Annotated in this window: 22 protein-coding genes, 1 tRNA gene and 2 rRNA genes (1 of these 25 cut by a window edge); 13 read left to right on the forward strand and 12 right to left on the reverse strand. The window is 57.3% G+C overall.

Annotated elements, in window-relative coordinates; translation table 11 throughout:
* The first annotated feature begins 1 nt into the window (after position 1).
* Genes ACUZ9P_RS02535 through ACUZ9P_RS02550 form a run of 4 tightly spaced genes read left to right on the forward strand, consistent with a single transcriptional unit; the run spans position 2 to position 4,095 of the window.
* On the forward strand, positions 2 to 388 hold the full coding sequence (locus ACUZ9P_RS02535; protein WP_449248530.1) for a DUF2590 family protein: 387 nt from the start codon (positions 2 to 4) through the stop codon (positions 386 to 388).
* Entirely contained in the window at positions 381 to 1,616 is a 1,236-nt protein-coding gene (locus tag ACUZ9P_RS02540) for a baseplate J/gp47 family protein (RefSeq protein WP_449248531.1), read from the forward strand. The genes ACUZ9P_RS02535 and ACUZ9P_RS02540 overlap by 8 nt, the downstream gene beginning before the upstream one ends.
* The gene (locus tag ACUZ9P_RS02545; protein WP_449248533.1) at positions 1,613 to 2,233 is read left to right on the forward strand and encodes a phage tail protein; all 621 of its coding nucleotides are present in this window, start codon (positions 1,613 to 1,615) and stop codon (positions 2,231 to 2,233) included. Before ACUZ9P_RS02540 ends, ACUZ9P_RS02545 begins: the two co-directional genes overlap by 4 nt.
* Complete coding sequence (locus ACUZ9P_RS02550; protein WP_449248534.1) at positions 2,230 to 4,095, forward strand: phage tail protein; 1,866 nt, start codon at positions 2,230 to 2,232, stop codon at positions 4,093 to 4,095. Before ACUZ9P_RS02545 ends, ACUZ9P_RS02550 begins: the two co-directional genes overlap by 4 nt.
* Before the next feature lie 28 nt (positions 4,096 to 4,123).
* Here ACUZ9P_RS02550 and ACUZ9P_RS02555 read toward each other — a convergent pair whose 3' ends face one another.
* Positions 4,124 to 5,134, reverse strand: coding sequence for an acyltransferase (locus tag ACUZ9P_RS02555; protein ID WP_449248535.1), 1,011 nt, complete (start codon positions 5,132 to 5,134; stop codon positions 4,124 to 4,126).
* A 121-nt stretch (positions 5,135 to 5,255) separates the two neighbouring features.
* Between ACUZ9P_RS02555 and ACUZ9P_RS02560 the strand changes: the two genes are divergently transcribed.
* Genes ACUZ9P_RS02560 through ACUZ9P_RS02580 form a run of 5 tightly spaced genes read left to right on the forward strand, consistent with a single transcriptional unit; the run spans position 5,256 to position 9,097 of the window.
* Positions 5,256 to 5,837, forward strand: coding sequence for a phage tail protein (locus ACUZ9P_RS02560; RefSeq protein ID WP_449248536.1), 582 nt, complete (start codon positions 5,256 to 5,258; stop codon positions 5,835 to 5,837).
* Between the two features lie 8 nt (positions 5,838 to 5,845).
* Entirely contained in the window at positions 5,846 to 6,763 is a 918-nt protein-coding gene (locus tag ACUZ9P_RS02565; RefSeq protein ID WP_449248537.1) for a hypothetical protein, read from the forward strand.
* A 10-nt stretch (positions 6,764 to 6,773) separates the two neighbouring features.
* Entirely contained in the window at positions 6,774 to 7,313 is a 540-nt protein-coding gene (locus ACUZ9P_RS02570; protein ID WP_449248538.1) for a baseplate complex protein, read from the forward strand.
* Positions 7,314 to 7,316: 3 nt separating this feature from the next.
* The gene (locus ACUZ9P_RS02575) at positions 7,317 to 8,015 is read left to right on the forward strand and encodes a hypothetical protein (RefSeq protein ID WP_449248539.1); all 699 of its coding nucleotides are present in this window, start codon (positions 7,317 to 7,319) and stop codon (positions 8,013 to 8,015) included.
* Positions 8,016 to 8,017: 2 nt separating this feature from the next.
* Positions 8,018 to 9,097, forward strand: a complete 1,080-nt coding sequence (locus tag ACUZ9P_RS02580) for a bacteriophage T4 gp5 trimerisation domain-containing protein (RefSeq protein WP_449248540.1) — start codon at positions 8,018 to 8,020, stop codon at positions 9,095 to 9,097.
* Positions 9,098 to 9,101: 4 nt separating this feature from the next.
* Here ACUZ9P_RS02580 and ACUZ9P_RS02585 read toward each other — a convergent pair whose 3' ends face one another.
* The 3 genes from ACUZ9P_RS02585 to ACUZ9P_RS02595 form a co-directional block, all read right to left on the reverse strand.
* Positions 9,102 to 9,344, reverse strand: coding sequence for a hypothetical protein (locus ACUZ9P_RS02585; protein WP_449248541.1), 243 nt, complete (start codon positions 9,342 to 9,344; stop codon positions 9,102 to 9,104).
* A gap of 112 nt (positions 9,345 to 9,456) precedes the next feature.
* Entirely contained in the window at positions 9,457 to 9,654 is a 198-nt protein-coding gene (locus tag ACUZ9P_RS02590) for a hypothetical protein (protein WP_449248542.1), read from the reverse strand.
* Positions 9,651 to 9,872, reverse strand: a complete 222-nt coding sequence (locus tag ACUZ9P_RS02595; protein WP_449248543.1) for a hypothetical protein — start codon at positions 9,870 to 9,872, stop codon at positions 9,651 to 9,653. Before ACUZ9P_RS02595 ends, ACUZ9P_RS02590 begins: the two co-directional genes overlap by 4 nt.
* Before the next feature lie 347 nt (positions 9,873 to 10,219).
* On the opposite strand from ACUZ9P_RS02595, the gene ACUZ9P_RS02600 reads away from it, so the two are divergent.
* A complete protein-coding gene (locus tag ACUZ9P_RS02600; RefSeq protein ID WP_449248544.1) occupies positions 10,220 to 11,158 on the forward strand; it encodes an LPO_1073/Vpar_1526 family protein in 939 nt (312 codons plus the stop codon).
* A gap of 531 nt (positions 11,159 to 11,689) precedes the next feature.
* Here the strand turns inward: ACUZ9P_RS02600 and ACUZ9P_RS02605 are convergent.
* From ACUZ9P_RS02605 to ACUZ9P_RS02620, 4 genes are all read right to left on the reverse strand, one after another.
* Positions 11,690 to 11,783 (reverse strand) — tRNA-Ser (locus ACUZ9P_RS02605).
* A 352-nt stretch (positions 11,784 to 12,135) separates the two neighbouring features.
* Positions 12,136 to 12,954 carry a tetratricopeptide repeat protein gene (locus ACUZ9P_RS02610; RefSeq protein ID WP_449248545.1) on the reverse strand — a complete coding sequence of 273 codons (819 nt, stop codon included), beginning with the start codon at positions 12,952 to 12,954 and terminating at the stop codon, positions 12,136 to 12,138.
* Positions 12,948 to 13,661, reverse strand: a complete 714-nt coding sequence (gene nadD / locus ACUZ9P_RS02615) for a nicotinate (nicotinamide) nucleotide adenylyltransferase (protein ID WP_449248546.1) — start codon at positions 13,659 to 13,661, stop codon at positions 12,948 to 12,950. The genes ACUZ9P_RS02610 and nadD overlap by 7 nt, the downstream gene beginning before the upstream one ends.
* Entirely contained in the window at positions 13,662 to 14,921 is a 1,260-nt protein-coding gene (locus ACUZ9P_RS02620; protein ID WP_449248547.1) for a glutamate-5-semialdehyde dehydrogenase, read from the reverse strand.
* A gap of 184 nt (positions 14,922 to 15,105) precedes the next feature.
* Between ACUZ9P_RS02620 and ACUZ9P_RS02625 the strand changes: the two genes are divergently transcribed.
* The 3 genes from ACUZ9P_RS02625 (at position 15,106) to ACUZ9P_RS02635 (ending at position 18,452) form a co-directional block, all read left to right on the forward strand.
* The gene (locus ACUZ9P_RS02625; protein ID WP_449248548.1) at positions 15,106 to 15,855 is read left to right on the forward strand and encodes a tetratricopeptide repeat protein; all 750 of its coding nucleotides are present in this window, start codon (positions 15,106 to 15,108) and stop codon (positions 15,853 to 15,855) included.
* A 128-nt stretch (positions 15,856 to 15,983) separates the two neighbouring features.
* On the forward strand, positions 15,984 to 17,834 hold the full coding sequence (gene iorA, locus ACUZ9P_RS02630; protein WP_449248549.1) for an indolepyruvate ferredoxin oxidoreductase subunit alpha: 1,851 nt from the start codon (positions 15,984 to 15,986) through the stop codon (positions 17,832 to 17,834).
* 9 nt (positions 17,835 to 17,843) lie between these two features.
* Positions 17,844 to 18,452, forward strand: a complete 609-nt coding sequence (locus ACUZ9P_RS02635; RefSeq protein WP_298993473.1) for an indolepyruvate oxidoreductase subunit beta — start codon at positions 17,844 to 17,846, stop codon at positions 18,450 to 18,452.
* 111 nt (positions 18,453 to 18,563) lie between these two features.
* Here the strand turns inward: ACUZ9P_RS02635 and ACUZ9P_RS02640 are convergent, their stop codons facing one another.
* The 4 genes from ACUZ9P_RS02640 to ACUZ9P_RS02655 form a co-directional block, all read right to left on the reverse strand.
* A complete protein-coding gene (locus tag ACUZ9P_RS02640) occupies positions 18,564 to 20,318 on the reverse strand; it encodes a methyl-accepting chemotaxis protein (RefSeq protein ID WP_449248550.1) in 1,755 nt (584 codons plus the stop codon).
* Positions 20,319 to 20,368: 50 nt separating this feature from the next.
* The gene (locus ACUZ9P_RS02645) at positions 20,369 to 22,261 is read right to left on the reverse strand and encodes a bifunctional diguanylate cyclase/phosphodiesterase (protein WP_449248551.1); all 1,893 of its coding nucleotides are present in this window, start codon (positions 22,259 to 22,261) and stop codon (positions 20,369 to 20,371) included.
* Positions 22,262 to 23,249: 988 nt separating this feature from the next.
* A 5S ribosomal RNA gene (gene rrf, locus ACUZ9P_RS02650) occupies positions 23,250 to 23,364 on the reverse strand.
* Between the two features lie 46 nt (positions 23,365 to 23,410).
* A 23S ribosomal RNA gene (locus ACUZ9P_RS02655) occupies positions 23,411 to 25,030 on the reverse strand; it runs 1,314 nt beyond the window's last position.

Raw genomic sequence — 25,030 nt, forward strand, 5'->3', positions numbered from 1 at the left:
AATGAAAGGCACCCTTGGCTTTCCCCTGCAACTGACCGACCCCGGCAATTACTGGGATCTGCGCATTGTGGATAACGACATTGCGCTCGACGTGGGCCGCCAGCCCCTCAAGCTGGCCGACCGCGCAAGCATTGCCCAGGACATCGCCCACATGATCCGCGAGCGCGGCTACCTCACGGCCATGATTGCAGAGCGTGACGTGCGCAAACGCAAGTACCAGATGGTGCTCATCACCATCGCCGTGGACGACGACAAGCGCATCGTGCCAGGCACGGCCAGAATTACGGAATCCGTAGCCGGGGAACTCTGGCTCACGGCCAAAACTGTGGACTACGGCGAGCTGACCCTCCAGCTTACCTATGCCCAGGCGGAGCAAGCAAATGGCTGATACAAGCACCACAGACGCCTTGTTCACGCAAATGGCCGCAGAGGCAGGCATGCCCACAACCGAAGCCGAGATGCAGCAAGCCTGGGCGCAGTGCAATGTGGAGGCCGGTTCCCCCTTCTCCAACAGTTCGGAATTTTCCCCCTTCTGGCGGCTTATGTCGGCCATTGCCACCAAGCCCAGCCAGTGGCTGCTCACGCTGCTGGTCAAGCATGCCCTGCCCAACGTTTTTTTAAAATACGCCTCGGGCGCATGGCTGGACGTATTCGCCTGGGGCGTGGACGTTACCCGCAAGGGGGCTGTAGCCGCCCTGGGCAGTCTTACCTTCAGCCGCAACCCCGGCACCGCTGGCGCTGTGGCCATACCTGCCAGCACGGTGGTGGAAAGCCCGGCCATCAACGGCACCACCTACCGCCTCACCACCCTTGCCGCCGCCGTCATACCCGATGGGCAGGATAGCGCCCTGGTGCCCGTGCAGGCTGAAGCCACTGGCGCTGCCTACAACCTCGGGCCGGGCTATTACTCCATTCTGCCCAAGCCCGTTCCTGGCGTCGCTTCCGTCACCAATGCGGACGGCTGGCTCACCACCGAAGGCGCGGACGAAGAATCGGACGAAGCCTTGCGCCTGCGCAGCCGCAACCAGTTTGCGGCCGTTGGCCAGTACCACCACGATGCCGCCTACCGGGCCATGATCGCCGCATACGCTGGCATCCGCGTGGACTACATATTTTTTGAGAAAGACGCCCCGCGCGGCCCGGGCACGGCCAATGCCCACATCATGACCGAATCCGGCGTTCCGCCGCAGGAGCTGGTGGAGGCTATCAACACCTTTGTCCAGACCAGCGGCAACCATGGCCACGGCGACGACTTGCGCTGTATAGCCATAACCACCACGCCCGTGGATCTGCGCGTCACCGTCTACCCGCCTGTGGGCATGGATGCGGCCAGGGCTGAAGCCCTGCGCCTTGGCGTGGAAAACAGGGTGCGCTGCGCCTTCAGGGAGAATACCGACTTCACACTTACAAGGGTGCTCCCGCTCACGCGCTTTTCCTTCTCCACCCTCTCGCAGGAGCTGCACGCCCAGTTGCCGGATCTGCGCAGCGTGGAGTTTACCCGCCCGGCTGCGGCAGGCGAAGCCGTTGAGAACGAATTTGTGTGGGTGGACATTGTGCCCGCCCGGGCGCTGCCTGTGCTGGCAAGCCTTGAGGTTGTGCTGGGGGCCGGGCAATGAGCGACGACAACAAGCTGGATCTGCCGGAAGTAAGTTTCTGGATGAACGGGGCCAACGCGCAGTCCCTGTGCAAGGCTGCCCAGCTCTGGTTTCAGCGCCTGGGCGATGCGGCCATCTGGCCAGCGCGCCAGTTCAACCCCATGACGTGCAGCCTGCCTGTGCTGGATCTGCTGGCCTGGCAGCGCGGGGTTTCCCGCTACAGCAACGAGCCAGAACGCCTCTACCGCCTGCGCGTCACCCATGCCTATGCCAACGCGCGCGACTCTGGCCAGACGGCAGGCTGGGGGCGCATTTTTGAGCGCCTGGAGCTTGGGGGCCTTTCCCTGGCCGAGCGCGTACCCGGGCAAGACTGGGATCGCGTGGGCATCATTGCCGATGATTCGCAGTTTCCCGACCAGCAGAACGTGCTGGAAATCATCATTGAGGACTACGGCCGCACCTGCCGCCGCTACTATTTCGACAGCCGCATTCCCATACCGGCCATGGCCCACGTGGGCCGATTTTCCTGGCATCAGGAAACCGTAGAAGCCGCCATGAGCACCCGCGCCATTGCCGATGCCGGCGCGCGTCTGGCCGTGTTTGACCACCATGCCGCCACACTGGAGGCCCACTTATGAGTACAATACTGACCGCCGCGGGTGAGAGCCTTATTGCCCGCCTTCAGGCCGAGGGCAAGGCCCTCATCATCGACACCATGATTCTGGCCAACGTGCCCGGACAGGATCACACCCAGGCCATTGCCCCCGGCGTCACCGTGCCGGCAGAGGCGCAAATCGCCCTGCGCTACGCCATCCCCCCGCAGTACCGCGCCTACGTCAACCCCAACCAGGTTGTCTACAGCGCCATGCTGGGCAGCGACATGGGCGACTTTATCTTCAACTGGCAGGGCCTCTGGTGCAGCGAGCACAACACCCTGGTAGCTGTGGCCACCTTCCCGGCGCTGGAAAAACGCCGCTACGACGAGGCCAACGGCAAAACGGGCAATAACCTCACTCGCAACTTTCTGCTGACCTTCACGGGCGCGCGCGAGCTTACGGGCCTGACCATCAGCGCCGACGTGTGGCAGCTTGATTTCACCGTGCGGCTCAACGGCATTGACGAGCGCCAGCGCCTCGCCAATTTTGACATTTACGGCCAGGCCTTCTTCGATGCCGATGGCTGGTTGTTGCGAAAAACGGCAGAGGCTTATGCCTTTGCGCCGGGCCTTGGCTATGTGGGCGGCATCCGCGCGGCCCTTGCCGAGAGCCTGCCCCTGGCTGCGCCGGAAAGCGCCAACCTGCCGCAAAACGTCTGGCTTGACGTCTGCCTCAAACATACCGGCAGCGACCGCGTGGCCGAGGCCTCGCCCATGCTCGCGCCGCCCGCAGCACCCCTGGCGGACAGCGCCGCTGACGAAACAGGCCTCATGCACTACCGCGCCCTGGTGGCCCGCATCGAGGCTGACGGCTCGGTCACGGATCTGCGACCGCGCAAAACATCCGGCGCGCTGCCCATTCCCGATGTGGCCACGCCGGATGTTGCGGGTACCATGCGACCCGATGGCGTCACCTGCTACATGCAGGAGGAGCTGCTCAAGGTCAGCGGGCGCTACGCCATTTGCGCCACAGCGGCGACCACTGCGGCCAAAACCGCAAGTCTTGACCACTTTGCGCTTATCCCGGGCGTGGTTCTTCAGGTGGCATTTGCCACGGTAAACACCGCAGCAAACCCCACCTTGAACATCAATGACACCGGGGCCAAACCGCTCACGTCCTGCGGCGTACCTGTTGAGGTTGGCGCGCTGGCGCAGGGGCAGGGGCAGGTCTACACCCTGATCTTTTCCGGCAACGCCTGGCAGATCATCGGCGGCATGGCTCCCTACCCCATCGGGCAATATACCTGGTTTGAAGACGAACTTGTCCGCCCGGGCTTCAAGCCTTGCAATGCCAACGTCATTTCAGCATTCGCCGCCACATACCCGCAAATGGCCGCCTATCTGTCCACAACGCACGGCGCAAAGCGGCTCTTTGCCTCGCTTGCAGAGTACGAGGCGGCCCATAACGCCGCGTGGGCAACGCTTGCCGATGGCTCCCAGGTCAGGTGGAACAACATCGGCGGCGCAGCCAAGTTCTGGTGGAACAAAGCCGCGGACACGCTCCTCATGCCTGACCTCACGGGCATGCTCCGCGAAATGGCTGGATATGACTCTCTCGGCGTGGGAGGGACGCATATTGATATGATCCGCAACATCACAGCGTCGCATTATTATGGTCAGGACGCGGACAGCGGTCTTTATCACACCCCGACAGGCGCAATGAGTTACGGCCAGGTAGCAAACGACACCACCATAAACCTGTCGATGACCAACAATGCGGGCGCGAACAAATGGGTGCCGCTGATATTAGATATCTCTCGACAGGTACCAACTGGAAACGCCAACAAAACCAGAGCATGGGGCTCGCTGGTTTGCTGCTATCTAGGTGTTCCGACATCGTTATGATGCAATTATTTTGGATAATGGAATAAACTTATGGAGATAATAAAAAACGCAACCATGTATTCTTTCTGATAAGGCTAACGAGCAAAAATGTAATGCCCGTAACTAACAATAGTAGTGTTGGCAGCATTATCCAGGAACTCACGGCTAATTGTTCAGAAAGTCTCCAGCCCCTAACCCCTAGTTGTTCTAAGAAATAAATTGGCAGTGGGTGGAGGAGATAAATACCATAAGAGCATGCAGAGAACTCTTTAATTAACACATTCGGTTTCATTTTTATTTTGTCTATAAATAAAAATAATGAAACAGCAGATAGTGTTACAAAAAAAATATTATACGATAAATACGTCACAACATATTTACCTGAATTTATAGATGAAACATATGTTATAATAAAGATACAAATGCATGATACTGCATATATTGATATATTAATAATATCATTCTTTGTGTTGTATTTTTTTATATACATACCCAAAAAAACATAACCAAAATAATTAATTGGCTCAGGTATAATTGGAATAGCCAAAAACAATGGGAATAAAAAGTTTAGTGTTGGCAAAAGAAAGGCAAAAATAAACCAAAGTAAGAGGAATAATTTTGATTTCTGTTGATCAATACAACTAAAAAATTTGTATATAAATGGCATAAAAGGATACAGAATCAAAAGTACATACATATACCACAAATGATACCACACATGCCCCTTTAATATCGCTACTGGGAATTTTATTAGCGGAGCATATGTAAAAACATAAAAAATAAAAGAATATACAATCAATGGCACTACAATTTTTACAAATCTCGATTTGTAAAACTCAAGGTAATTATTGAGAACAGTTTCCTTCGTTATATAACCTGTGATCATAAAAAAAATCGGAACACATCCACGACTCAATGACTCGAATATAAGTGAGCACATCCAATTAGAAGTGCCTATTTCAGCAGAGCAGAAAGTTGGCGCAACAACATGAATTACAATAACCATAATACATGAAATAGCTCGAAGAGTGTCAATATTGTCGTAGTGCTTTTCGCCCATAAAAGTAGTCACCTCGTATGAATAATCCCCTTGCGTTAGCGTTTATTCAATCGAAAAGCCAACTAAAAATTATACCTGTCTCCCACGCCGAGAGGCGACAAAAAAATTCAAGGAGTAACCAATGGCAATCGCCCATAGATATACGCGCCCTGACCAGTATTATATCAACTCTGATGAGGACTACGGCTGCCCGCCGTACAACTCCACGCCCGATGCTCTGCCCCCCCGTCCCTGGAAAAACCAGTGGCCGCAGTATGTGGACAAAAAATGTTGGGTGTTGGTTGAGGATCACCGCCAGCGCGAGGAACCGCACTTTGCAGCAGAGGACGTGCAACCCGGCACCGAATACTGGCTGCCGGGCGATACGCACCTTAGCCCGGCGCGCCGCATGCACACACCTGGCCCCCTGCCAGCAGCCGCCCTGACCAAACGCCCGGAACAGCCGCTGGCAGAGGTCAAAGCCGCAAAGGTTGCAGCTATCATTGCCGGGCATGAGGCAGCCCTGGCTGGTGCCGTGGCACTGTCTGACCCCACGCCGTCAACAGTTGCGGTAGAGGCAGGGCTTCTGGCCGCTTCTGACCCGGAGGGGTTGGAGTTCGTGCGCAATGCCCTGGCCGCCCGCCGCGGTGAACTGCTGGCAGCAGTGGAAGCCGCCGAAACGGCTGAAGCCGTGCAGGCCATTGTCGTCAGCTACGCTGTGTAGGTGTCCGCATGACCGTCACCTTCTCTCCCCTGCGGCTTCGCCAGCCTACCAATATTGCCGACATAGCCGAGCGGGTGGGCGGCGCACTCGCGGCCGTGGGGCAAAGCATCAGTGATGGTCTGGCAGATCTGGGCAACCTCTCACTTCCACCCCTGCCGGAAATGCCGGAGCTTCCTTCAGCCGAAGACATGCGCAAGGGGCTGGCCACTGCGCTTGAAGGCACGGCGCGCTTTCTTGAAGTATCGCCGTATCAGTATGGCATTGGCAGCCGCATGGGCGAGGCCGCGTGGCTCACGCCCGCGCAGGCGCTGCGCCTCACGGCGCAAAGCCTGGGCGGCCTTACCGTGGACGATGTGACGAATATGGACGCAGCCCTGGTGCTGGTGCTTACCGCTGCCGTGGATCAGTCCAGCCTGGCCGGTGCGCTGGGCAGCCTCAACAAGGCATTTCCCCTGCCCGAGCTGCAAAAGCTGCAACGCCGGGCCAAAGGCGTGGCAGATCTGGAGCAGACAAAATTTGTTGTGCCGGCAGCGCCAGCCTACCCGCCGTGGAGCAAGGTGGCCCCGCGCCAGTTGCCGCAGGCGCGCCGATCCAGCCGGGCCATGACGACAATGGTTGCCCAGGCGGAAGGCATGGAAGCCGCGGCAAAGCCGCCCGCCGATGTCATGGCAAATTTCGCCAGACGGCAACAGGCCAGGGTGCAAAAAGCGCAGCAGGATCTGGCGGCGGTTGGCAGCGACCTTGCCGCCCTGGTGGATCTTTCCGCCTGGTTCGGCGTGTATGTGGACGGGGCAGCCGCCGTTGCGGCCAAGGCCCTCGCCAGCCTTGCCCCGCCCCTGGACGAACGCTTCAAGTGCTGCACCGTGCTTTCGTGGTACGGCACCAGAGCCGAGGTGGCCTACTACAAAGAACTTTTCGGCCTATAGGAATACCGCCATGCCAGACTTCTTGCTCCTCGATGATTACACCGTTCCCGGCTTCGGCCTGACCGTCTCGCTCACCCTGCCCATCAAGGACGAGGACGCCAGCGGCGATTCTTCCAGCACGTCAAAGGCGGAAAAAGGCAAGAAGGGCAAAAAGCTGGAGGTCAAGACCAAGATCCGCTTCAAGGATGAGGACAAACTCACTGAATTTATGTCCCTGGCTGAAGCCATGAGCAAGGGCGACGGCAGGCTGTTCACCATCACAAACCGCGTGGCCAATGCAGGCGGCATGCGCCAGGGGCGCTTTTCCGGCGATGTGAAAGTGGATCCACAAGAGGGGCTGGCAATGTGGCTCCTGACCTTCAGCCTTGCCGAGCACAAGTCCGTGTCTGAAATGGCTGAAGACCGTGAGGGCACCCCAGCCGTTGCCGCTCAACAGAACAACGGCGACAAGGTGGACGGTGCAGCAGCTCCGGAAGGCTCCACGGCGGAAACCGAACAGATGGACATCTTTCAGCGCGGACTCAAAAAGTTGGATGACTGGTGGGGGTAGGCCATGCGGTTACGCAAAAAACTTATGGTTGATGGGCAGGAATACGGCCTGGTCAACGAAAACGTGGCCCTCTACTACAACCGCCCTGGGCGCGCAGTGTTTCAGGTGCGTGCTACGGACGAGCAGGCGGAAGCGCTCACGGGCATGGTGCAGTTCGCCCTTGGCTGGGCGCATTCAGACGGCATGACCCTGTTTTTCACGGGCGACATTGAGCGCGCCGTGCGGGTGGACGGCCAGCAGCGCCGCCTCTTCTGCCGCGAAATTTCGGCCCGGCTGGATAGCAACATCCCGCTGGCCATCCGCCACGCCACACTCAAGGACGTGCTAGGCGCGTATGCCGCCGCTACCGGGCTTGAGTTCATCCTGCCGGATAAACCTTATGCCTCGGTCAAAGCGCCGGCCTTTTACGGGCACGGCAGCGGCTTCCACGGGCTGGCCTGCGCGGGCGACATTTTTGGCATTGCCGACTACCACTGGCAGGCCCAAGGCGATGGAAAAATATTTGTGGGCTCCTGGGCAGATTCCCGCTGGCCGGACAGGCCCGGCACAATCTCGGAAGAGTTTTTTACCGCTGCTGGCAGCGCGGCCCGCAAAATTGCGGCCGTGCCCACCATGCGCCCGGGGGCTGTGCTCAACGGGCAGAGGGTGCGCATGGTGCGCTTTTCCGGCCACAACATGACCGTGGGCTTTGAGGACGTGTAACCATGCGCGAAATGATAAAAAAAATCGTCATGGAGCTGCTGCCGGAACTGGCGGGCGGTCTGCATCTGGATCGTTACGCCCGGGTGCTGGCCGCGGGGGATTCCCCCACAGAGGGAGCCACCAGCGAACGCTTTCGCCCCCGGTATGCCGTGGATCTGGAAATTCTCGGGCCGGACATGGAGCCGGACGCCAGTTTCCCCCGTTACAGCGCCGTGCCGCTGCCCGTGAGCGTGGGCGGCGGGCAGGAGAGCGGCACGTTCTGCTTTCCCGAGGAGGGCGCGTTGTGCGTGGTGGGCTTTGCCTATGGCAGGCAGGATCACCCCATCATCCGGCAGATTTTCCCCCTGGGCGTCAGCCTGCCCGCGCTGGAACGCGGCGAGGTACTCATGCAGCAAAGCCCCACCAGCTTTCAGCGTGTGGACGCCCAGGGCAACTGGCGGCGCGAAACCAGCGCCGACATACACGAAAGCTCACTTGCCCGCACCGTAAAGGCGGAGAACTACTCCGCCGACCTTGGCAGCGAAAACCGCAGCGTGGCCGCCCACAGTACCGAAAGCGTGGGCAGCTGCAAAACCATCGAGGCCGGCACGGTGCTGACCTTGCTGGCAGGCCTGCGGGCCGACCTGGGCAGCCTTGGCGCGCTCAACCTCACAGCCGGCGGCGACTCCACACACTCCACCGCAGGCGCTGCGCAGGAGACCGTGGGCAAGGATCACACAAGCAAGGTCACTGGCAACCGCCAGATCGACATTGCGGGCAACCGAGGCCTGACCGTCCACGGGGCCGACACCGTGACCGTGCAAGGCGAGGAAACCATCAAGGCCAGGGGCAAGGTCACTATTGAAAGCGCGCAGGAGATCCTGCTGCGCGCGCCCGTGGTCAAAATTCAGGGCATCCTCACCACCGAGGGCTACGAGGGCGGCCCAGGCAGTTCAACGCTTTACGGCGACTTTACCGTGCGCAACGGCGGCGTGGCCGTGCCCGACAAGGACGTTACAGCAGGGGCCGTTTCCTTGCGTGCCCATACCCATACGGGCGTCATGCCCGGCAGCTCCACCACCGGCACCCCGGTGGGGGGATAAACAGCTATTTTTTCTCTCTGAGCCGCCACACATGATCAGGGCGAGGCTTTTCCAGCACCTCGCTGTCTCTGAGGCGCTGCCCCGCCCAGCGAACGTCATACTGCCACGTGTAAAACAGATCCCCTGAACCGCGAAGAGCGTCATTGTGATGCTCCCAGATATATTTGCATATCTGGACAATGCGGCCTGCTCCACCCATGGCCTTCAGTGCTTCAACAACCATATCCGGCAGATCATGACGAGTCATTAAGGGCCTCCTGCGTGCTGTAGGTATTAAGTTCCACATGCTAGCCAGAGTCGGACAAAATGCAAAGGGCCCCGGAAATCCGGGGCCCTTTTTCGTTTCAAGGCTCTAAAGCTCAGTTATCCAGTTTTTCAGCGCAGGCCCGCACCTCGCGGGCAAACATGCCCATGATGCAGCCAAGCCCCCGCCGTTCTTCGTCCCAGCTATCGCTCAGGGAATCCAGAGCAGATGCCAGATGGTAAAGATGCTCTATGGGGTCTTCCGGGCAAAATCCGGCCTTGGGGACTGAATCGCACTTGCTCTCGGCGTTCATGCTGCCACCTCCTGCCTCTTGCTGCTGCGCTTTCCGCGCGCGGTCATGTCGGCAAGGCGGGTGATCTCGTCGGCCAGCTCCGCCTGGCGGAAGGCCAACGCCTGAACGGCATACTCGGCCTTGTCAGACAGACGGGCATACATGGCCAGCTCCCGCAGCTCGGCCTGTTGGGCCATGACCAGACTCAGACGACGGTCAAGAAAGATGGAAGAAATCATAAGGCACCTCTGTTGATTTTTTTGATGGGAGCTTCAGAAATAGAAAACTCCGGGTGCTCAAAACCGTCAACAGAACGGCGGGCTACTTCCCGGTTGCCCGGTATTGTATATCGCCCACACCCGGAGATACAGAACTCCGTAAGCGCGTCCTTTTTCAGTGGACGCAAAAAAACCACAAGCTATCGGGTGTGGTACCGCTGTTGACTAAAGGTGTTTTGAGCACCTTTTAAAATCATGCTGAAAAACCTCTGCCTCGTCAAGGCTGTCATAGCCCAACCAGTATTCCCGCCCACTTGTTATAGGAATTCAGTTCACGTATCCTTTCCAACAACTGGAGGGTGATAAACATGGTTCCTTCTTGGCTGATGGACGCATGGTGTTGGGTTATCAATAGTTCATTTTTTAGTGGAACCGGTGGAGCTATTTTGGGGGTTTTCATTGGGGGGATATTTTTTAGAAATAAAAATACAAATATTCCACTGAATGAACTTCAGGATTTTTTATTATCTTCAGTTAGATCTGAAATAGATAAATATGATGCCAATAACAGAGTAAATACAGAGAGAAGACTTTCTGAATTTGGAATGAACTTATATAAATCTATTTCTTGCATGCCATGCTTACATCAAATAATTTCCTTTCCTGAAGTACAATATTCTATAAATAATGCAGCAATCCAATACATTAGAACTTCTGACGAAGAAACGAGAAAGCTTCTTCTCAATGCTGTGAAAATACGCCTTGAGTCAAACAAAAATTCAATTATTAGTGCAAATATGGATTCAATCATTAGCAATATTTTATTACTAACCAACATTCAAATAAAAATTATATTTTCATTATGTGCATTAAAGTACTTTAAAATTGAAACTAATAATTTTGAAGAATTCAAAATTAATATTGAAGAAATAGCAAATGAAATTTTACTATGCGATAAAATTACGACAGTAGATCTAAATGGGATTGTTGCGCATGGGTTTATGGTTGATGATTTGCTTGCTATGGCTTGGAGTTCAGAAATAAGACTTGGCCATGATATGGTTCAGTGTAACCAAAAAGTATTTGAAGAAAATTCATTTGATATTTCAGAGCATGAAAAAATATCAACATTAGTAAACAGCCACTTTAAAAAACTGTATGAAGCCAGCAAAATTTTTACTGAACTGAACTACAGGAGGTTGTCCTGCACCTATTCAGGAATAATCCTGACTGATTTAATTTTTTCCTTAAAATTTCCACACATAAAGCATGCACACCTTGAAGATATCTTGGATAGCCTCAAATAGTCTGCATTAGACGACTAAGAATTATGGCGGGGAAACCCGCCTTTTTTCATATCTTCAGCCATTTTCCGGCATGTTTTCTGCCGCCTTCAGCACCCATCCGCCCCACTTGCGCCCGGCCTTCACCTCCCTGTCCCCTACCACACCGACCAGCCGCGTCCCCAGAAAAAAAGCACTCCTCCGCCCCAAACCTTCGGCGTTTTTTTGACGCTTCTGTGCAATCCCAGGGACTGCGCAAAGGGTAGGCAAATCTACGGGGCCAGGGGCGGGAAAGGGAAACTCCCTGTTGCACGCAATGCAGCCATTTGCAAATGATTGCAGGCTAATTGCACACATTCTTGTCAGCTAATTAGGCATAATTTACCTATTTTTTTAGCCTTTTTTAAAAAAGCGCGAACGCCTAAATCGTGTTGTTTTGCAAGGAGCTGCGAACAGTATCACGAATGAAATCACGAATCGTCCCTAGGCACACCCAAAATCAAGGCATAAAAAAAGAGCTGGTCACATTTGTAACCAGCTCAAATTATTTACTAATGGCGGAGAGGGTGGGATTCGAACCCACGTAGGAGCTATTAACCCCTAACTCGATTTCGAGTCGAGCGCGTTACGGCCGCTTCGCTACCTCTCCGCAGGCCACAAAGGGCGTTGGGTGCCCCGCTTGCAGCCGAAGGCGGTATATAGCCTATCTTTGGGTGAAAGGCAATGCTTCTGATTCACAAAGGCGCGCCGCCTCAGCGGTTTGCCCCAACATAGCAAAAGCCATCTGTGAGGCCCTCATTCACGTCGCCACGGTTGGCAAACCGAAGGCCGAGCCTCAAGACCGTGGGCAGCAATGCCCTGAACGGCAGATCATCTGTACTGGTGGGCAGAAAGGCAGAGCCAAAATTTTCATCCTCGCTTAACCTGTTCGCGTGCTCGGCGCGTATGCACAATCCGTGAATCCGGCCTGACCGCAGGCTCCACAAACACAGCTCCCGCCCCTAGTGCTTGCCCAGCGAAGCCATAACCTCCAGGGCATCGGCCTGCTCGGGGTCTGTCTGCAAGGCGCGCAGGGCATTATCTTCCGCAGCCTGTTTTTTACGCCAGGCAAGGTACATTTTCGCCATTTTGCCAAAGGTGGAGGCATGCCCGCCAAAAGTACGTAGCACAGCCTGATACACAGCCTCGGCCTTTTCGTATTCCCGCAGTTCCATCCACGCTGCCACGGCCCCGGTGTAGGCCGAGGCCTCGCGCGGCTGGATGGTCATGGCTTCCTCATACATGGCGGCGGCTTCGGCAAATAGCCCGGCAGCGGCAAAAATCTGGCCCATTTGCAGGCGGATGCCTTCCTCGTCGCCAAACTCTTCCACTATGCGCTTCAAAAAAGCGCGCCCCTTGGCGACCTGCCCCTCGCGCAAAAAATCCAGCCCGCTGCTGATAAGCTGCTTTTTCCGCTCCAGCCGGGACTCTGCCTCCAGTTGCACAGCCTGCTCTGCCGCAGTTTGCAGAATCTTTGCCAGCCCATCCAACACGGTGGAAAGCGTAACTTCCTTGCCCGCTTGCAGAGTGATGCTGCGCGGCTTGCCCGTATTGCCGGGATCAAGCAGCGGTTGCAGGGCGCTATGGCGCACAATGCCCCCCAAAAATTCCCCGATCTGGATATCCAGTTCCGCCCTTGCTGAACGCATCAGCTTTACCCCGGCCAGGAGCCGCAGCGCCTCACTCATGGTCACAAGGGCGCGCTCAACTTCGTCTCGCCGCAGATAGCCCATTGCACGGGCGATATTTTCCCTGATTTCTTTTGGAGCAGTTGTCAGCATGCCGAGCCGTCCTCCAGCCAGTGATGCCGCACTGTTTGAACGTTGCTTCGCAAAATCTGCAAGGCCGCATCCGGCACAAGAAAATCCACATTACGGCCCGCCAGCCAGAGCTGCCGCACCCGAGAGGCGCTCACCGCCAGCCATGGCACAGAAAGAAAATGCGCCAGCCCTCCCCCCGGCAAGACCATGCACGGACAGGCAGGCAGCAATGGAGCGCGCTCTGCGGCATCGGGCCACAGGGCTTTGGCGGCAGTGATAAAATCGGCAGAGGTATGCCCCTTGCGGGGCACCACAACAAAGTGACACAGCCGGGGCAAATCCAGCCCCCTATACCATGTGGAGAGCAAGGCGAAGTCCGGGCTGCCCAGAATAAAATACAGATCCGTATCCGGCTCTGCCTCACGGTAGGCGCAAAGCGTATCCCACGTATATGATGGCCCCTGACGCTGGGCCTCCATCCGGTTGCAGCGCAGCCAGGGCAAGCCCTGAGCGCAGGCCTCTACCATATCGGCGCGCAGGTCAAAGGGCAGCATGCTGCGCTGCACCTTGTGCGGCGGTACGGCGCAAGGCACCATATCCACACCCTGCACAAGGTCGCCCAAGGCCTCGCGGGCCTCGATGGCCAGCCGCAGGTGTCCCACATGGGGCGGGTTAAAACTGCCGCCAAGAATGGCTCTGCCCGGCGGGGGGGACGCCGCTTCCGTCATTTATCCGCGCACCTGCCCCTGGCCAAGCACCACAAACTTGGTGGTGGTCAGTTCGTCCACGCCCATGGGGCCGTAGGCATGCAGCTTTGAGGTAGAAATGCCGATCTCCGCGCCTAGGCCAAGCTGCCCGCCATCGTTGAAACGGCTGGAAGCGTTGACCGCCACCATGGAAGCATCCGCCTCGCGCAAAAAGCGCATGGCATGCTCGTGGTTGTTGGTGCAGATGATTTCCGTGTGGTTTGAGCCGTAGCGGGCAATGTGATCCAGCGCGGCATCCATGCTTTCCACCACGCAAACGGCAAGCACCAGGGCATGGAATTCCTGCCCGAGATCATCGGGCTGCTGGGCAACGGCAGTTGCGCCAAGCAGGGGCAGCGATTGCGGGCATGCGCGAAATTCCACACCGGCGGCGCCAAGCTTTGCCCCCACCTTGGGCAGAAAATCCTTGGCCACATCGCGGTGCACCAGCAGGCATTCCAGCGCATTGCACACGCCAGGGCGCTGCACCTTGCCGTTAAAAACAATCTCCGCCGCTGCGTCCAGATCGGCATACGCATCAATATAAGCGTGGCACACGCCCTTGAAGTGCTTGAGCACAGGCATGGTGGCAGCCTCGGTCACTGCGCGCACAAGACCCTCGCCGCCGCGCGGGATGATAACATCAATATAGCGGTCGAGCTTGCACAGGGCGTTGACGGCCTCATGACCGGGTATGGACACAAGCTGGGCCGCATCGGCGGGTAATCCCGCCTGCGCCAGCGCATCGCACAGGGCCTTGGCAAGCGCGATGTTGGAGCGCAAAGCCTCGCTGCCGCCGCGCAGAATAACCGCATTGCCCGCCTTGATGCACAAAATGGCGGCGTCGATGGTCACATTGGGGCGCGCCTCGTAGATCATGGCGATCACGCCCAGCGGCACACGCATGCGGCCCACAAGCAGGCCGTTGGGGCGCTGCCACTGGCGTTCCGTAGCGCCCACTGGGTCGGGCAGATTTGCCACGTGGCGGCAGGCGGCGCGCATTTCATCCATGATGGCAGGGGTAAGCGTCAGGCGGTCAAGGCGGGGGGCGTCCTGCCCAGCGGCACGGGCCGCAGCAAGGTCTTCCGCATTGGCGGCCAGGATTTCGGCCTCCCGCTCCTGCAGCAGCTGCGCCAGCCCCAGCAGGGCTTGCGTTTTGGCATCAGGGTGGGCCTTGGCTATGGCCCTGGCCGCTTCCTTTGCCCGCGCGCCAAGGCGCGACATTTCTTCTGCAGGCGTCATGCGTACTCCTTATTGTATTGGCAGGGGCCGCGCGGGCAGCCTGACCAGAGGATATTTGTTTTGACAGAGGGGCTGATTCTGGCCTAAGAAAAAAGCTTCCGTCCAGCTCCGCCGATCATGGAACGCGCAGGGCAAACGCGCGGAAAAACTACGGCGGTTCCGCCTCCCTAAGGAGTTTTGATACATGAATCCGCAAAAGAATCAAGGCGCAGAGGATTCCCCCCTGTTGCGCGACCTTCAGGCAGAAGTCAGCTCCGAAAGCGCCCCCATGCTCCAGTTTATGCTGCGCCACGCTGGCACCATAGCCAGCATTGTGGTGCTGTTTGTGCTGGTTCTGGCGGGTACCGGCATCTGGCGCTGGTATAGCACATCCAAAAACGATGAGGCGCGGCAGTCGCTTGCGCGCATTGTGCTGCAAACCAGCGGCCCCGCGCAGATCAAGGAACTTGCCACCCTGGCGGAAAAAGCTCCCTCTGACGTGAAGTTTTCTGCCTACTTGGCTCTGGGCCAGAGCGCCATGAGCAACGGCGACAACGCCACAGCCGCAGATGCCTTTGCCAAAGCCGCCAAGGAAAGCGAAGGCCCCCTTGCGCTGATTGCCGGCATGAACGAGGCCGGCGCCATGCTCAAGGCCGGAAAATACGCCGATGCCCTTGCTCTGCTGCAAAAACTGCAAGCCGCGCTGCCTGGTGAAGTTACCGCTCCCCAGCTCAAGCAGATGATGGCCGAAGCCGCCGTTGCCGCCGGGCAAACGGAACAGGCCGCCCGCATCTATCTTGCTCTCTCGCGCGAGGCGCAGGGCCTCAACAGCGAATATTTCCGCGCCCGCGCAACCACGCTGGCCCCCAAGATTGTTGAAGAAGAAGCCGCCCAGACTGCGGCCCCGGCAGCGCCAGACGGCGCTGGGGAAAAATCTTCCGGCAAAGCCCAGTAAATATCTCTTCGCAAGCCCGCGCATGTGCAAACAGCGCGGGCTTGCGTCATTGTAGGCGAGGCCGCATGGGCCGCGCCATTTTGCATCCAGTTGCGGTTCAGGCGCATATGCCTGGGCCTGGAGGGAACATGAGCAATCATCCGCTGTTGCAGGGCGCTCGCGGCGAGCGGCACCTGCTGTTGGGAAACGAAGCCATTGTGCGCGGCGCGCTTGAAGCGGGTGTGCATATGGTCAGTTGTTACCCTGGCACTCCGTCTTCGGAAGTGCCGGACACGTTCCACCGCCTTGGCGGCGAGGGCCGCTACCGGCTGGAATATTCCGTCAATGAAAAGGTAGCCATGGAAGTGGCCGCCGGTGCCGCCCTTGGCGGTGCCATGAGCCTCGTGACCATGAAGCACGTGGGCGTCAATGTGGCCGCTGACCCGCTGTTCACCTCCGTTTACACTGGCCTGCCCGGCGGCATGGTCTTGCTGACGGCAGACGACCCCGGCTGCCACTCGAGCCAGAACGAACAGGACAACCGCACCTATGCGCGCTTTGCCCTGCTGCCCTGTTTTGAGCCTGCCTCCGCGCAGGAAGCCAAGGACATGACCCGCGAGGCCTTTCGCCTTGCCCGTGAGCTGCAACAGCCCGTGATGCTGCGCACCACCACCCGCATCAGCCACATGCGCGGCGCTGTGGATTTTGACGACCTGCCCGCCACCCAGCCCAAGGTTGAATTCAAGCGCGATCCGGGCCGTTTTGTGCCGGTTCCCGCTGTGGCCCGCAAGCGCCATCAGGTGCTGGACGGCATCATTGAAAAAGCCCGCCAGTTTGCGGAATCCAGCCGCTTCAATACGGTGCATGAACCCCAGACGCCCACGCGCCTCGGCATCATCACCAGCGGCGTGGCCCGCAACTATCTGGCCGACGCCCTTGCGGCTGGCGGCTGGGGAGACCGTGTGCGTGTGCTTGAGCTTGGCATGACCTGGCCCCTGCCCACCGCCATGATCACCGAATTTTTGCACGGCTGCGACCGCGTGCTGGTGCTTGAAGAAGGCGTTGACCTGCTGGAGCAGGACATCCGCGCCCTGGTGCAAAAGCAGGACATCCACGTGCGCATTGAAGGCAAGGATTCCGGCCTCACCGGTCAGGGTGAATACTCCACCACCCTTGTCATGCGCCGCATTTCCTCCTGGCTCGACACGCCCTGCCCGGCCAAACCCGTGCGCAGCGTGGACATGGAACTGCCGGGCCGCCCGCCGAACCTCTGCGCCGGCTGCTCCCACCGTGCCGTTTACTATGCCGCGCGGCAGGTTTTTGGCGACGATGCCTTCTACTCCAGCGACATCGGCTGTTACACCCTGGGTCTGCTGCCGCCCCTGCGCGCTGCGGATTTTCTGGTGTGCATGGGGTCATCCATCTCCGCAGGCAGCGGCTTTGCCCGCGCATCGGGAAAGCCCGTGGTGGCCTTTATCGGCGACTCCACGTTCTTCCACTCCGGCATGACGGGCCTTGCCAACGCGGTTTTCAACCAGCATGACGTCATTCTGGTCATTCTGGACAACGGCACCACGGCCATGACCGGCCATCAGCCCAACCCCGGCATGGTGCAGGACATGCTTGGCTCCATGAGCCAGCACATGGATATTGAAGCCATTGTGCGCGCCATGGGCGTTACCCAGTGCACCAAGGTGCGCTCCTTCAACGTCAAGGCCGTCACCAAGGCGCTGGAAGAAATGAAAGCCCAGAGCGGCGTGCGCGTGCTGATTACCGAAGAGCCCTGTGTGCTGTATGCCCGCCGTCAGCTCAAAAAGGCCCAGCCCCAGGTAGCCGAAGTGGCCCAGCAGGGGCCGGAAGCCATGCGCTGCCTTGAGCAGCTGGCCTGCCCCGCCTTTTACCGCGAGGGCGACAATCTTGCTGTAGACGCCACGCTCTGCACAGGCTGCATGGTCTGTTTGCAGGTTGCGCCCACGGCCTTCAAGGCGCGGAAGCGGTAGGGAGATATTATGAAGACACAAGAAATGCAGAAGCGGATGCGTATATTCTTTACCGGCGTGGGCGGTCAGGGAACCCTGACGGCCACAACCCTGTTGGCCCGCACGGCGCTGGAAGCCGGACTGGATGTGGTGGCTGGCGAAGTGCACGGCATGGCCCAGCGCGGCGGCGTGGTGGAATCTGTCATGCTGCTTGGCGGCTGGCGTTCCCCCAAGCTGGACTACGGCGAAGCCGATGTGCTGCTTGGCTTTGAGCCGCTGGAAACCCTGCGCGCCCTGCCCTATTTGCAGCCAGGCGGCGCAATCTTTTCCAGCAGTGATGCCCTGCCGCCCCTCAGCGTTTCGCTGGGCAAGGCAGTGTACCCCGATATGCCGCACATTATGGAAAAAACCCGTCAGGTTGCGGGGCAGTGCCACTTTGTGCCCTGCCGCGAGCTTGGCATGCAGGCCGGTTCCGTACAGAGCGGCAACACCGTGCTCCTGAGCGTGGTCTGTTCTTCTGGCGTGCTGCCCTTTGGCGTGGACGCGCTGGAAGCCGCCATCAAAAAATTCCTGCCTCCGAAATTGCAGGAATCCAACCTCAAAGCGCTGGAACTAGGCAAGGCCTACGTGAATAAATAGCGCCTTGCGTGCAGGCCCGCCACAGCTGTGGCGTCTGAGCGTGACCCATTATGAACGCAAGGAGCCCCTTCAATGAAGGGGCTCCTTTTTTGCGACGGAATAATTTTTGCCTCAGCAGTTCTGCATCTGCTCAATGAGGCCTTCAAGATTTTTGGCCTGGGCAGAGAGCCCCGCAACGGCGCGCGAGGCTGCGCTCATGGCAACAGCGGTTTGCCGCGAAAGACTGGTGACATCGCCAATTGTGCGGTTGATCTGGTCCGTGGCCACAGCCTGCTGCTCACTGGCGGTGGCAATGGCGCTGACCTGATTGGCGGTTTCTTCCACTGTTCCCACAATGCCCTCCAGCGCCTGCCCTGACTGCTGGGCAGCTTCAGTTGCCAGCGAGATGCCTTTTACCGCCTCCTCCACAGAGGCGGCGCTATGGGCCACACTTTGCTGAATGGCCTTGATGGCCGTATCCACATCATGGGTGGAAGCCATCGTTTTTTCCGCCAGTTTGCGCACTTCGTCCGCCACCACGGCAAAACCGCGCCCGGCATCGCCAGCCCGTGCGGCCTCAATGGCGGCATTGAGGGCGAGCAGGTTGGTCTGATCCGCAATATCCGAAATAACGTTCATGATACGGGTGATCGCCTGCGCATGCCCGCCAAGCTGTTCCATATCATCCTTGAGACGCAAGGAGGTGGCGCGCACGGTTTCAATACTCTCCAGAGCGTGGCGAACCACCTTGGCCCCGTCCTCTGCTTTTTGGCGGGTTTCTGCCGAGGAATCAGAAGCTACCGCGGCATTCTGCGCCACCTCGCCCACGGTGGCATTCATCTGCTCCATGCCTGTGGCGGCTTCTGTGAGCCTTTGAGCCGTGCTGTCGGCACTTTCTTCTGCCTGCCGGATGGTTTCGCCAACCTGACCGGACGCAGTGGCAACCACATGGGTCACTTCTTCCAGCGCCTCGGCCACCTGCTGCATGGCTTCTGTTTTTGCGCGGGCATCCCGCTCCGCCGCTTCGGCCTGTTCCAAGGCGGCATTGGCCCGGGCAGACTCTTCCCGCGCTTTTTCCGATTCACTGCGCGCACTTTCTATATGCACCTTCAAAGCCTGAACCATAAGCACCAGCGAGGCGTACACCCCTTGCTGGCGGCCAGAGTGCTCAAGGTCATACTCCCCTTCAGCCACGCGGCCCGCTATGAGCTGCAACTGCGCCGGGTCTTTGCCGAGCTGACGCTTGATGGCAAGCGTGATGCCCGCCGTAACCGCAATGCTGAACAGTATGCCCACGATGGCGAGCACGCCCCCGGCCACGCGCGACTGACGCGCAATTTCTTGCGCGCCTGCTGCTGCCTCCTGACTGCGCTGCACGTCGTGCTGCACAAGCTGGTCAAAATAGCGCGCAAGGCGGATAAAATCAGCCCTGCTGCGGGTGAACAGCGCAATGGAGCCATCCGTATCGCCCTCGCCCGCCAGACGGATAATCTCTTCGCGTGTGGCTTCCTCCGCGCGCAACTGGGCTGTGATGTTGCCCCACAGTTCATCATCTACCGGTTCGTCAGCCTGTTTACGGGCTTCAATCAATACCTGATAGGCCTCGGCGTGCTGCGCAAACTGCTTGAGCGCGCGCTTAATGCGGTCGCGATACTCGGCAATGGTTACTTTATCCGTATGCGGAGTAAGCGCCGCCAGATCGGAGCGGGCCGAATACAGCAGGGACGTCATGGTCTGCACTGCCACAAGCGATGGCACATACTGCTGATCCATATGGCTGACGGCGTGATCAATACGGTCGGTATTGACGTAATACACGCCGAACAGCGCCAACATAAGAACAATGATGCTGCTGAACGAAAAAACCAGTTTCGTGGTCAGCTTCATGAACACTCCCGTAGTTTGCTTGCTGTCGCCTGCGGAGACGGCAATAGTCGTTACGCTTCACACTGATAGTTGCTGCCGCTGATGCGTTTGCACTGCTTTTTCAGCGTGGCTGCGGCCCGCGCCAGATCAAAGCTGCTCTGGAAGTTGCTGGCCTTGACGCCGACAATTGTCAGAGACATGAGCGGAAAACGCTCCTCAATATTGCTGCGGCTTTTGCCCTCAATGTAACCGCGCTGGACGTCATCAGCGCTGTAAAAGGCAGGCACGCTGTCGTTAAAGGCAGAAATAATGGTTTCGCACACGCTGGAGGCTGTTTGGGTGCCTGTTACGGCGATAAAATCATCGCCGCCGATGTGGCCCACAAAATCATCCTCACAGGCGCTTTCCTTGATGATGGACGAAAGGCGCTTGAGCGCCCTGTCTCCATTTTTAAAGCCGTATTTGTCGTTGTAAGCCTTGAAGTTGTCGATATCGAAGTAGAGAACAATGCGCGGCAAACCGAGGCGCACAAGGCGCTCCAGCTCGATATCTATGAGCGCGTTGCCGGGCAGTTCTGAAAGAGGGTTGAGCTGGCGAGCGTTGGCGACCTCAAGCTCTATACTTTTTTCAAGCAGTTCCTTGACTGTCACCACGCCCTGATAGCGCCCCTCGCGGGTTACGGTAACAAAGTCATAGAGTTTGGCGTCATCACGGCGCATGGCCTGACGCGCGACCAGATCAATGGTGCACTGGTGGTCTACACACAGAAAGGAGCGGTCCATGACCGCCTCCACGGCTTTGTCGGCAAAGAGGGAAAAACCGAACCTGCCGCTCAGTTGCTCGTGCAGGCGGTTGCGCGTGAGCGCTCCAACGGGAATTTCGCCCATGACAACGCACAAACCATTGAGTTTGCTGTTTTTTTCAAACAGCTCAACCACGCTGCGTATTGGCATGTGCGGCGGCACAACAGTGCCTGGGCGGCAAATGTGCCGCACATGAAACTTGTGGACGCGCGCGCCGAAAAATCTGTTTTTGATTTTATTTTCGCGGTGAATGACCTGTAGAGCCACGGGATCTACAGCTCGAGGAGTGGGATCTGGCCTGCGGAGAAAATACCCCTGCCCGTAGGGCACATCAAAACTGATGAGGGTTGCCAGCTCTTCTTCGGTTTCTATGCCCTCGGCAATGATGCGTGTATTCGTGAGCGCCGCAAATTCCTGCATGCTCTTGATGAGCGCCTGCCGGGTGAGGTCTTTATCCACCCCGCGTATGAGCTGCATGTCGAGCTTGATAAAGTGCGGCTGCACGTCTGATATGAGGTTGAGGCCGGAATAGCCTGCGCCTGCATCGTCGATGCTGATCTGGTAATTCTGGCCTTTGTAGTGTTCGATAATTTGTTTGAAGCCACGCAGATTCACAACCGACTCGCGTTCGGTGATTTCAAAAACGATATCCTCGGCGCTGATGGCAAAACGGGTCAAATATTCCTTGGTGAACCCCATGCCGAAGTGCGAATCCTGAATGATGTTGGGATTTACATTGAGGAACAGGCGGATGCCCGTGGGCATCTGGCGGGCAGCGCGCAGGGCGCTGCGCCTAAAGAGGTGCTCAAGCTCCAGCATGCGCCCGTTTTCCAGCGCGCACTGAATGAGAGCCTCGGGATTTTCAAGCGGAGTCCCGGCCGGGCCGCGACCAAGCGCCTCATAACCAAAAACAGCGCCATCGCGAAGGGAAACAATGGGTTGGAGCACGCTGGTGATGGCTTGGTTCTGAAGCACATCCAGCAAATCTTGTCGGCGCTGCTCATCATCGGCAGTTGCAACATTCAGTGACGTTGATGCTGGCGGCGGAACCATTGACGAGGCGCGGCATGGATGCGAATGCGAATCTGCCAAGCCTGCAGGATGCAGCGGCAAATCGCAAAAAGTTTCTACAAATAAATCCTGCGCGGAAGAATCGGGCATGACCCCCTCCACATAAATTGCTGGGATGGCTGGGCTGTGGTCTGTTTACGCGAAGCGGACTGCGACATTAATTTTCAGCCGGCGCGCACTCAGACTCGTTGTCACAAACATCACTAAGCCGATACTATGGCGGGTCTGTTACAGAAATAATTGATTTTGACGGCGAACTGGATTCGTCAGAGATAATTGGAAAAGACTCTTGCCAAAAAGAAGGAGGGAATTGAGCTCATTGTTACAGCCGCATGACGCGACTTTTTACGGCAATGTTACAGAGGTAGACGTGCGCTTGAGAGGGGCAGATTTTGATCGGGGCCTAGATGGTGGGACGGATGGCCTTTAGTGATTGCCGTGTCTGGTGCGGCAATGTTGCCAAGAACGATTTGCTTCGCTCAACTTAACTCTATTTATTGCCCTTTGGGCACGAGATTCCGCCGTTCGGCGGAGCTTGGGACGCCGGTGCGGCGCGCAGCAAGGCGGGGCCGGTTAGGAGATGGTTGTGGCGGCGCTTCCTTAGACTCGCCGTAGCGTGAGCGGAGGCGACGTGCTGGTGTTGGGCGAGTTTGCAAAATACGCATTTTTGTGGACTGACAAGGAAAAATTAGTTTTTTAAGCGCAGCGTACTCAAGTACGTGAGCATTAAAAAACTAATTTTGACGCAGTCAGGCCCAAAAAGACGGGTTTGCGTAAACGCGCCTGACAGGCTCAGGCAGAACTGCAAGCAAGGAGGTTCAAGGGTTTCGGGCAGAGGGAGGCTGTGAAGCAAGGGAAAGAAGAAGAAGAAGAAGAAGAAGAAGAAGAAGGCGGATAAAGGACTGTTTTGCGTAAATGCGGCTGACGGGCTCTGGACACGACCAGCAGAGACAGGGGAATAAAACCCAAAGAGCAAAGGGGGAGCTATGAAGGAAGTGGCGGAAGGAAGGGAGGGGTAGTAGAAGGGATAAAAGACAAAGCCCCTTGCGCTAGTAGCAGCAAGGGGCTTTGGAGCAATCGTTGACAGCGGCCTACTTTCCCACATGACGTTATGCAGTATCATCGGCGATGGAGAGCTTAACTTCCGAGTTCGGAATGGGATCGGGTGTACCCTCTCCTCCATGGCTATCAACGAAATTTGTCAAAATATTAATTGACAGGGACGGAAGGATTTTTTTCAAACACAAGCCTCACGGGCTATTAGTACTGGTCAGCTCCACACCTCGCGGCGCTTCCACCTCCAGCCTATCAACGAGGTAGTCTACCTCGGCCCTTTAGGGATTGCTCCAGGGAGAACTTATCTTAAGGCAGGCTTCCCGCTTAGATGCTTTCAGCGGTTATCCCTTCCGCACATAGCTACCCTGCTGTGCCGTTGGCACGACAACAGGTCCACCAGGGGTGCGTCCATCCCGGTCCTCTCGTACTAGGGACAGGCCCTTTCAATTCTCCAGCGCCCACAGAAGATAGGGACCAAACTGTCTCACGACGTTTTAAACCCAGCTCGCGTACCACTTTAAACGGCGAACAGCCGTACCCTTGGGACCTGCTTCAGCCCCAGGATGTGATGAGCCGACATCGAGGTGCCAAACCGCATCGTCGATGTGAACTCTTGGATGCGATCAGCCTGTTATCCCCGGCGTACCTTTTATCCAATGAGCGATGACCCTTCCATTCGGGATCACCGGATCACTAACACCTACTTTCGTACCTGCTCGAGATGTCTCTCTTGCAGTCAAGCTCCCTTATGCGTTTGCACTCGACGGCTGGTTTCCAATCAGCCTGAGGGAACCTTTGCATGCCTCCGTTACTCTTTAGGAGGCGACCGCCCCAGTCAAACTACCCACCAGACACTGTTCCCTCACCGGATAACGGTCGAGGGTTAGGGACCTGAAAAAACAAGGGTGGTATTTCAACAATGACTCCCCCCATACTAGCGTACAGAGTTCACAGTCTCCCACCTATCCTACACATGCAGTTCCAAATCCCAATGTCAAGCTATAGTAAAGGTGCACAGGGTCTTTCCGTCTTTCTGCGGGTACACGGCATTTTCACCGCGACTTCAATTTCACCGAGTCTCTGGCCGAGACAGTGTGGAGATCGTTACGCCATTCGTGCAGGTCGGAACTTACCCGACAAGGAATTTCGCTACCTTAGGACCGTTATAGTTACGGCCGCCGTTTACCGGGGCTTCAATTCGAAGCTTCGCTTGCGCTGACCTCTCCTTTTAACCTTCCGGCACCGGGCAGGCGTCAGTCCGTATACGTCGTCTTTAGGACTTCGCACAGACCTATGTTTTTAGTAAACAGTCGCCACCACCATTTCTCTGCGGCTCCCTCAGGCTCGTTAAGTGAATTAACTTCACCCGGAGGAGCACCCCTTCTTCCGAAGGTACGGGGTTATTTTGCCGAGTTCCTTGGCCAGAGTTCTCTCGAGCGCCTTGGATTATTCATCCCACCCACCTGAGTTGGTTTGCGGTACGGTTTGCACATCCTAAACTTAGAAGATTTTCTAGGCAGTATAGGCTCAACAGCTTCAGACCTTACGGTCACGGACTCGCGTCTCGACGTAGAGCGGTACGGATTTGCCTGTACCACACGTCTACCTGCTTGCACCGGGACAACCAACACCCGGCCTGTCTACCTTTCTGCGTCCCTCCATCGCACAGATGTACAAGTACGAGAATATTAACTCGTTTCCCATCAGCTACGCCTTTCAGCCTCACCTTAGGGACCGACTAACCCTGGGAAGATTACCTTTACCCAGGAAACCTTGGGTTTACGGCGAACGGGTTTTTCACCC

The sequence above is a fragment of the Desulfovibrio intestinivivus genome (assembly GCF_053570665.1).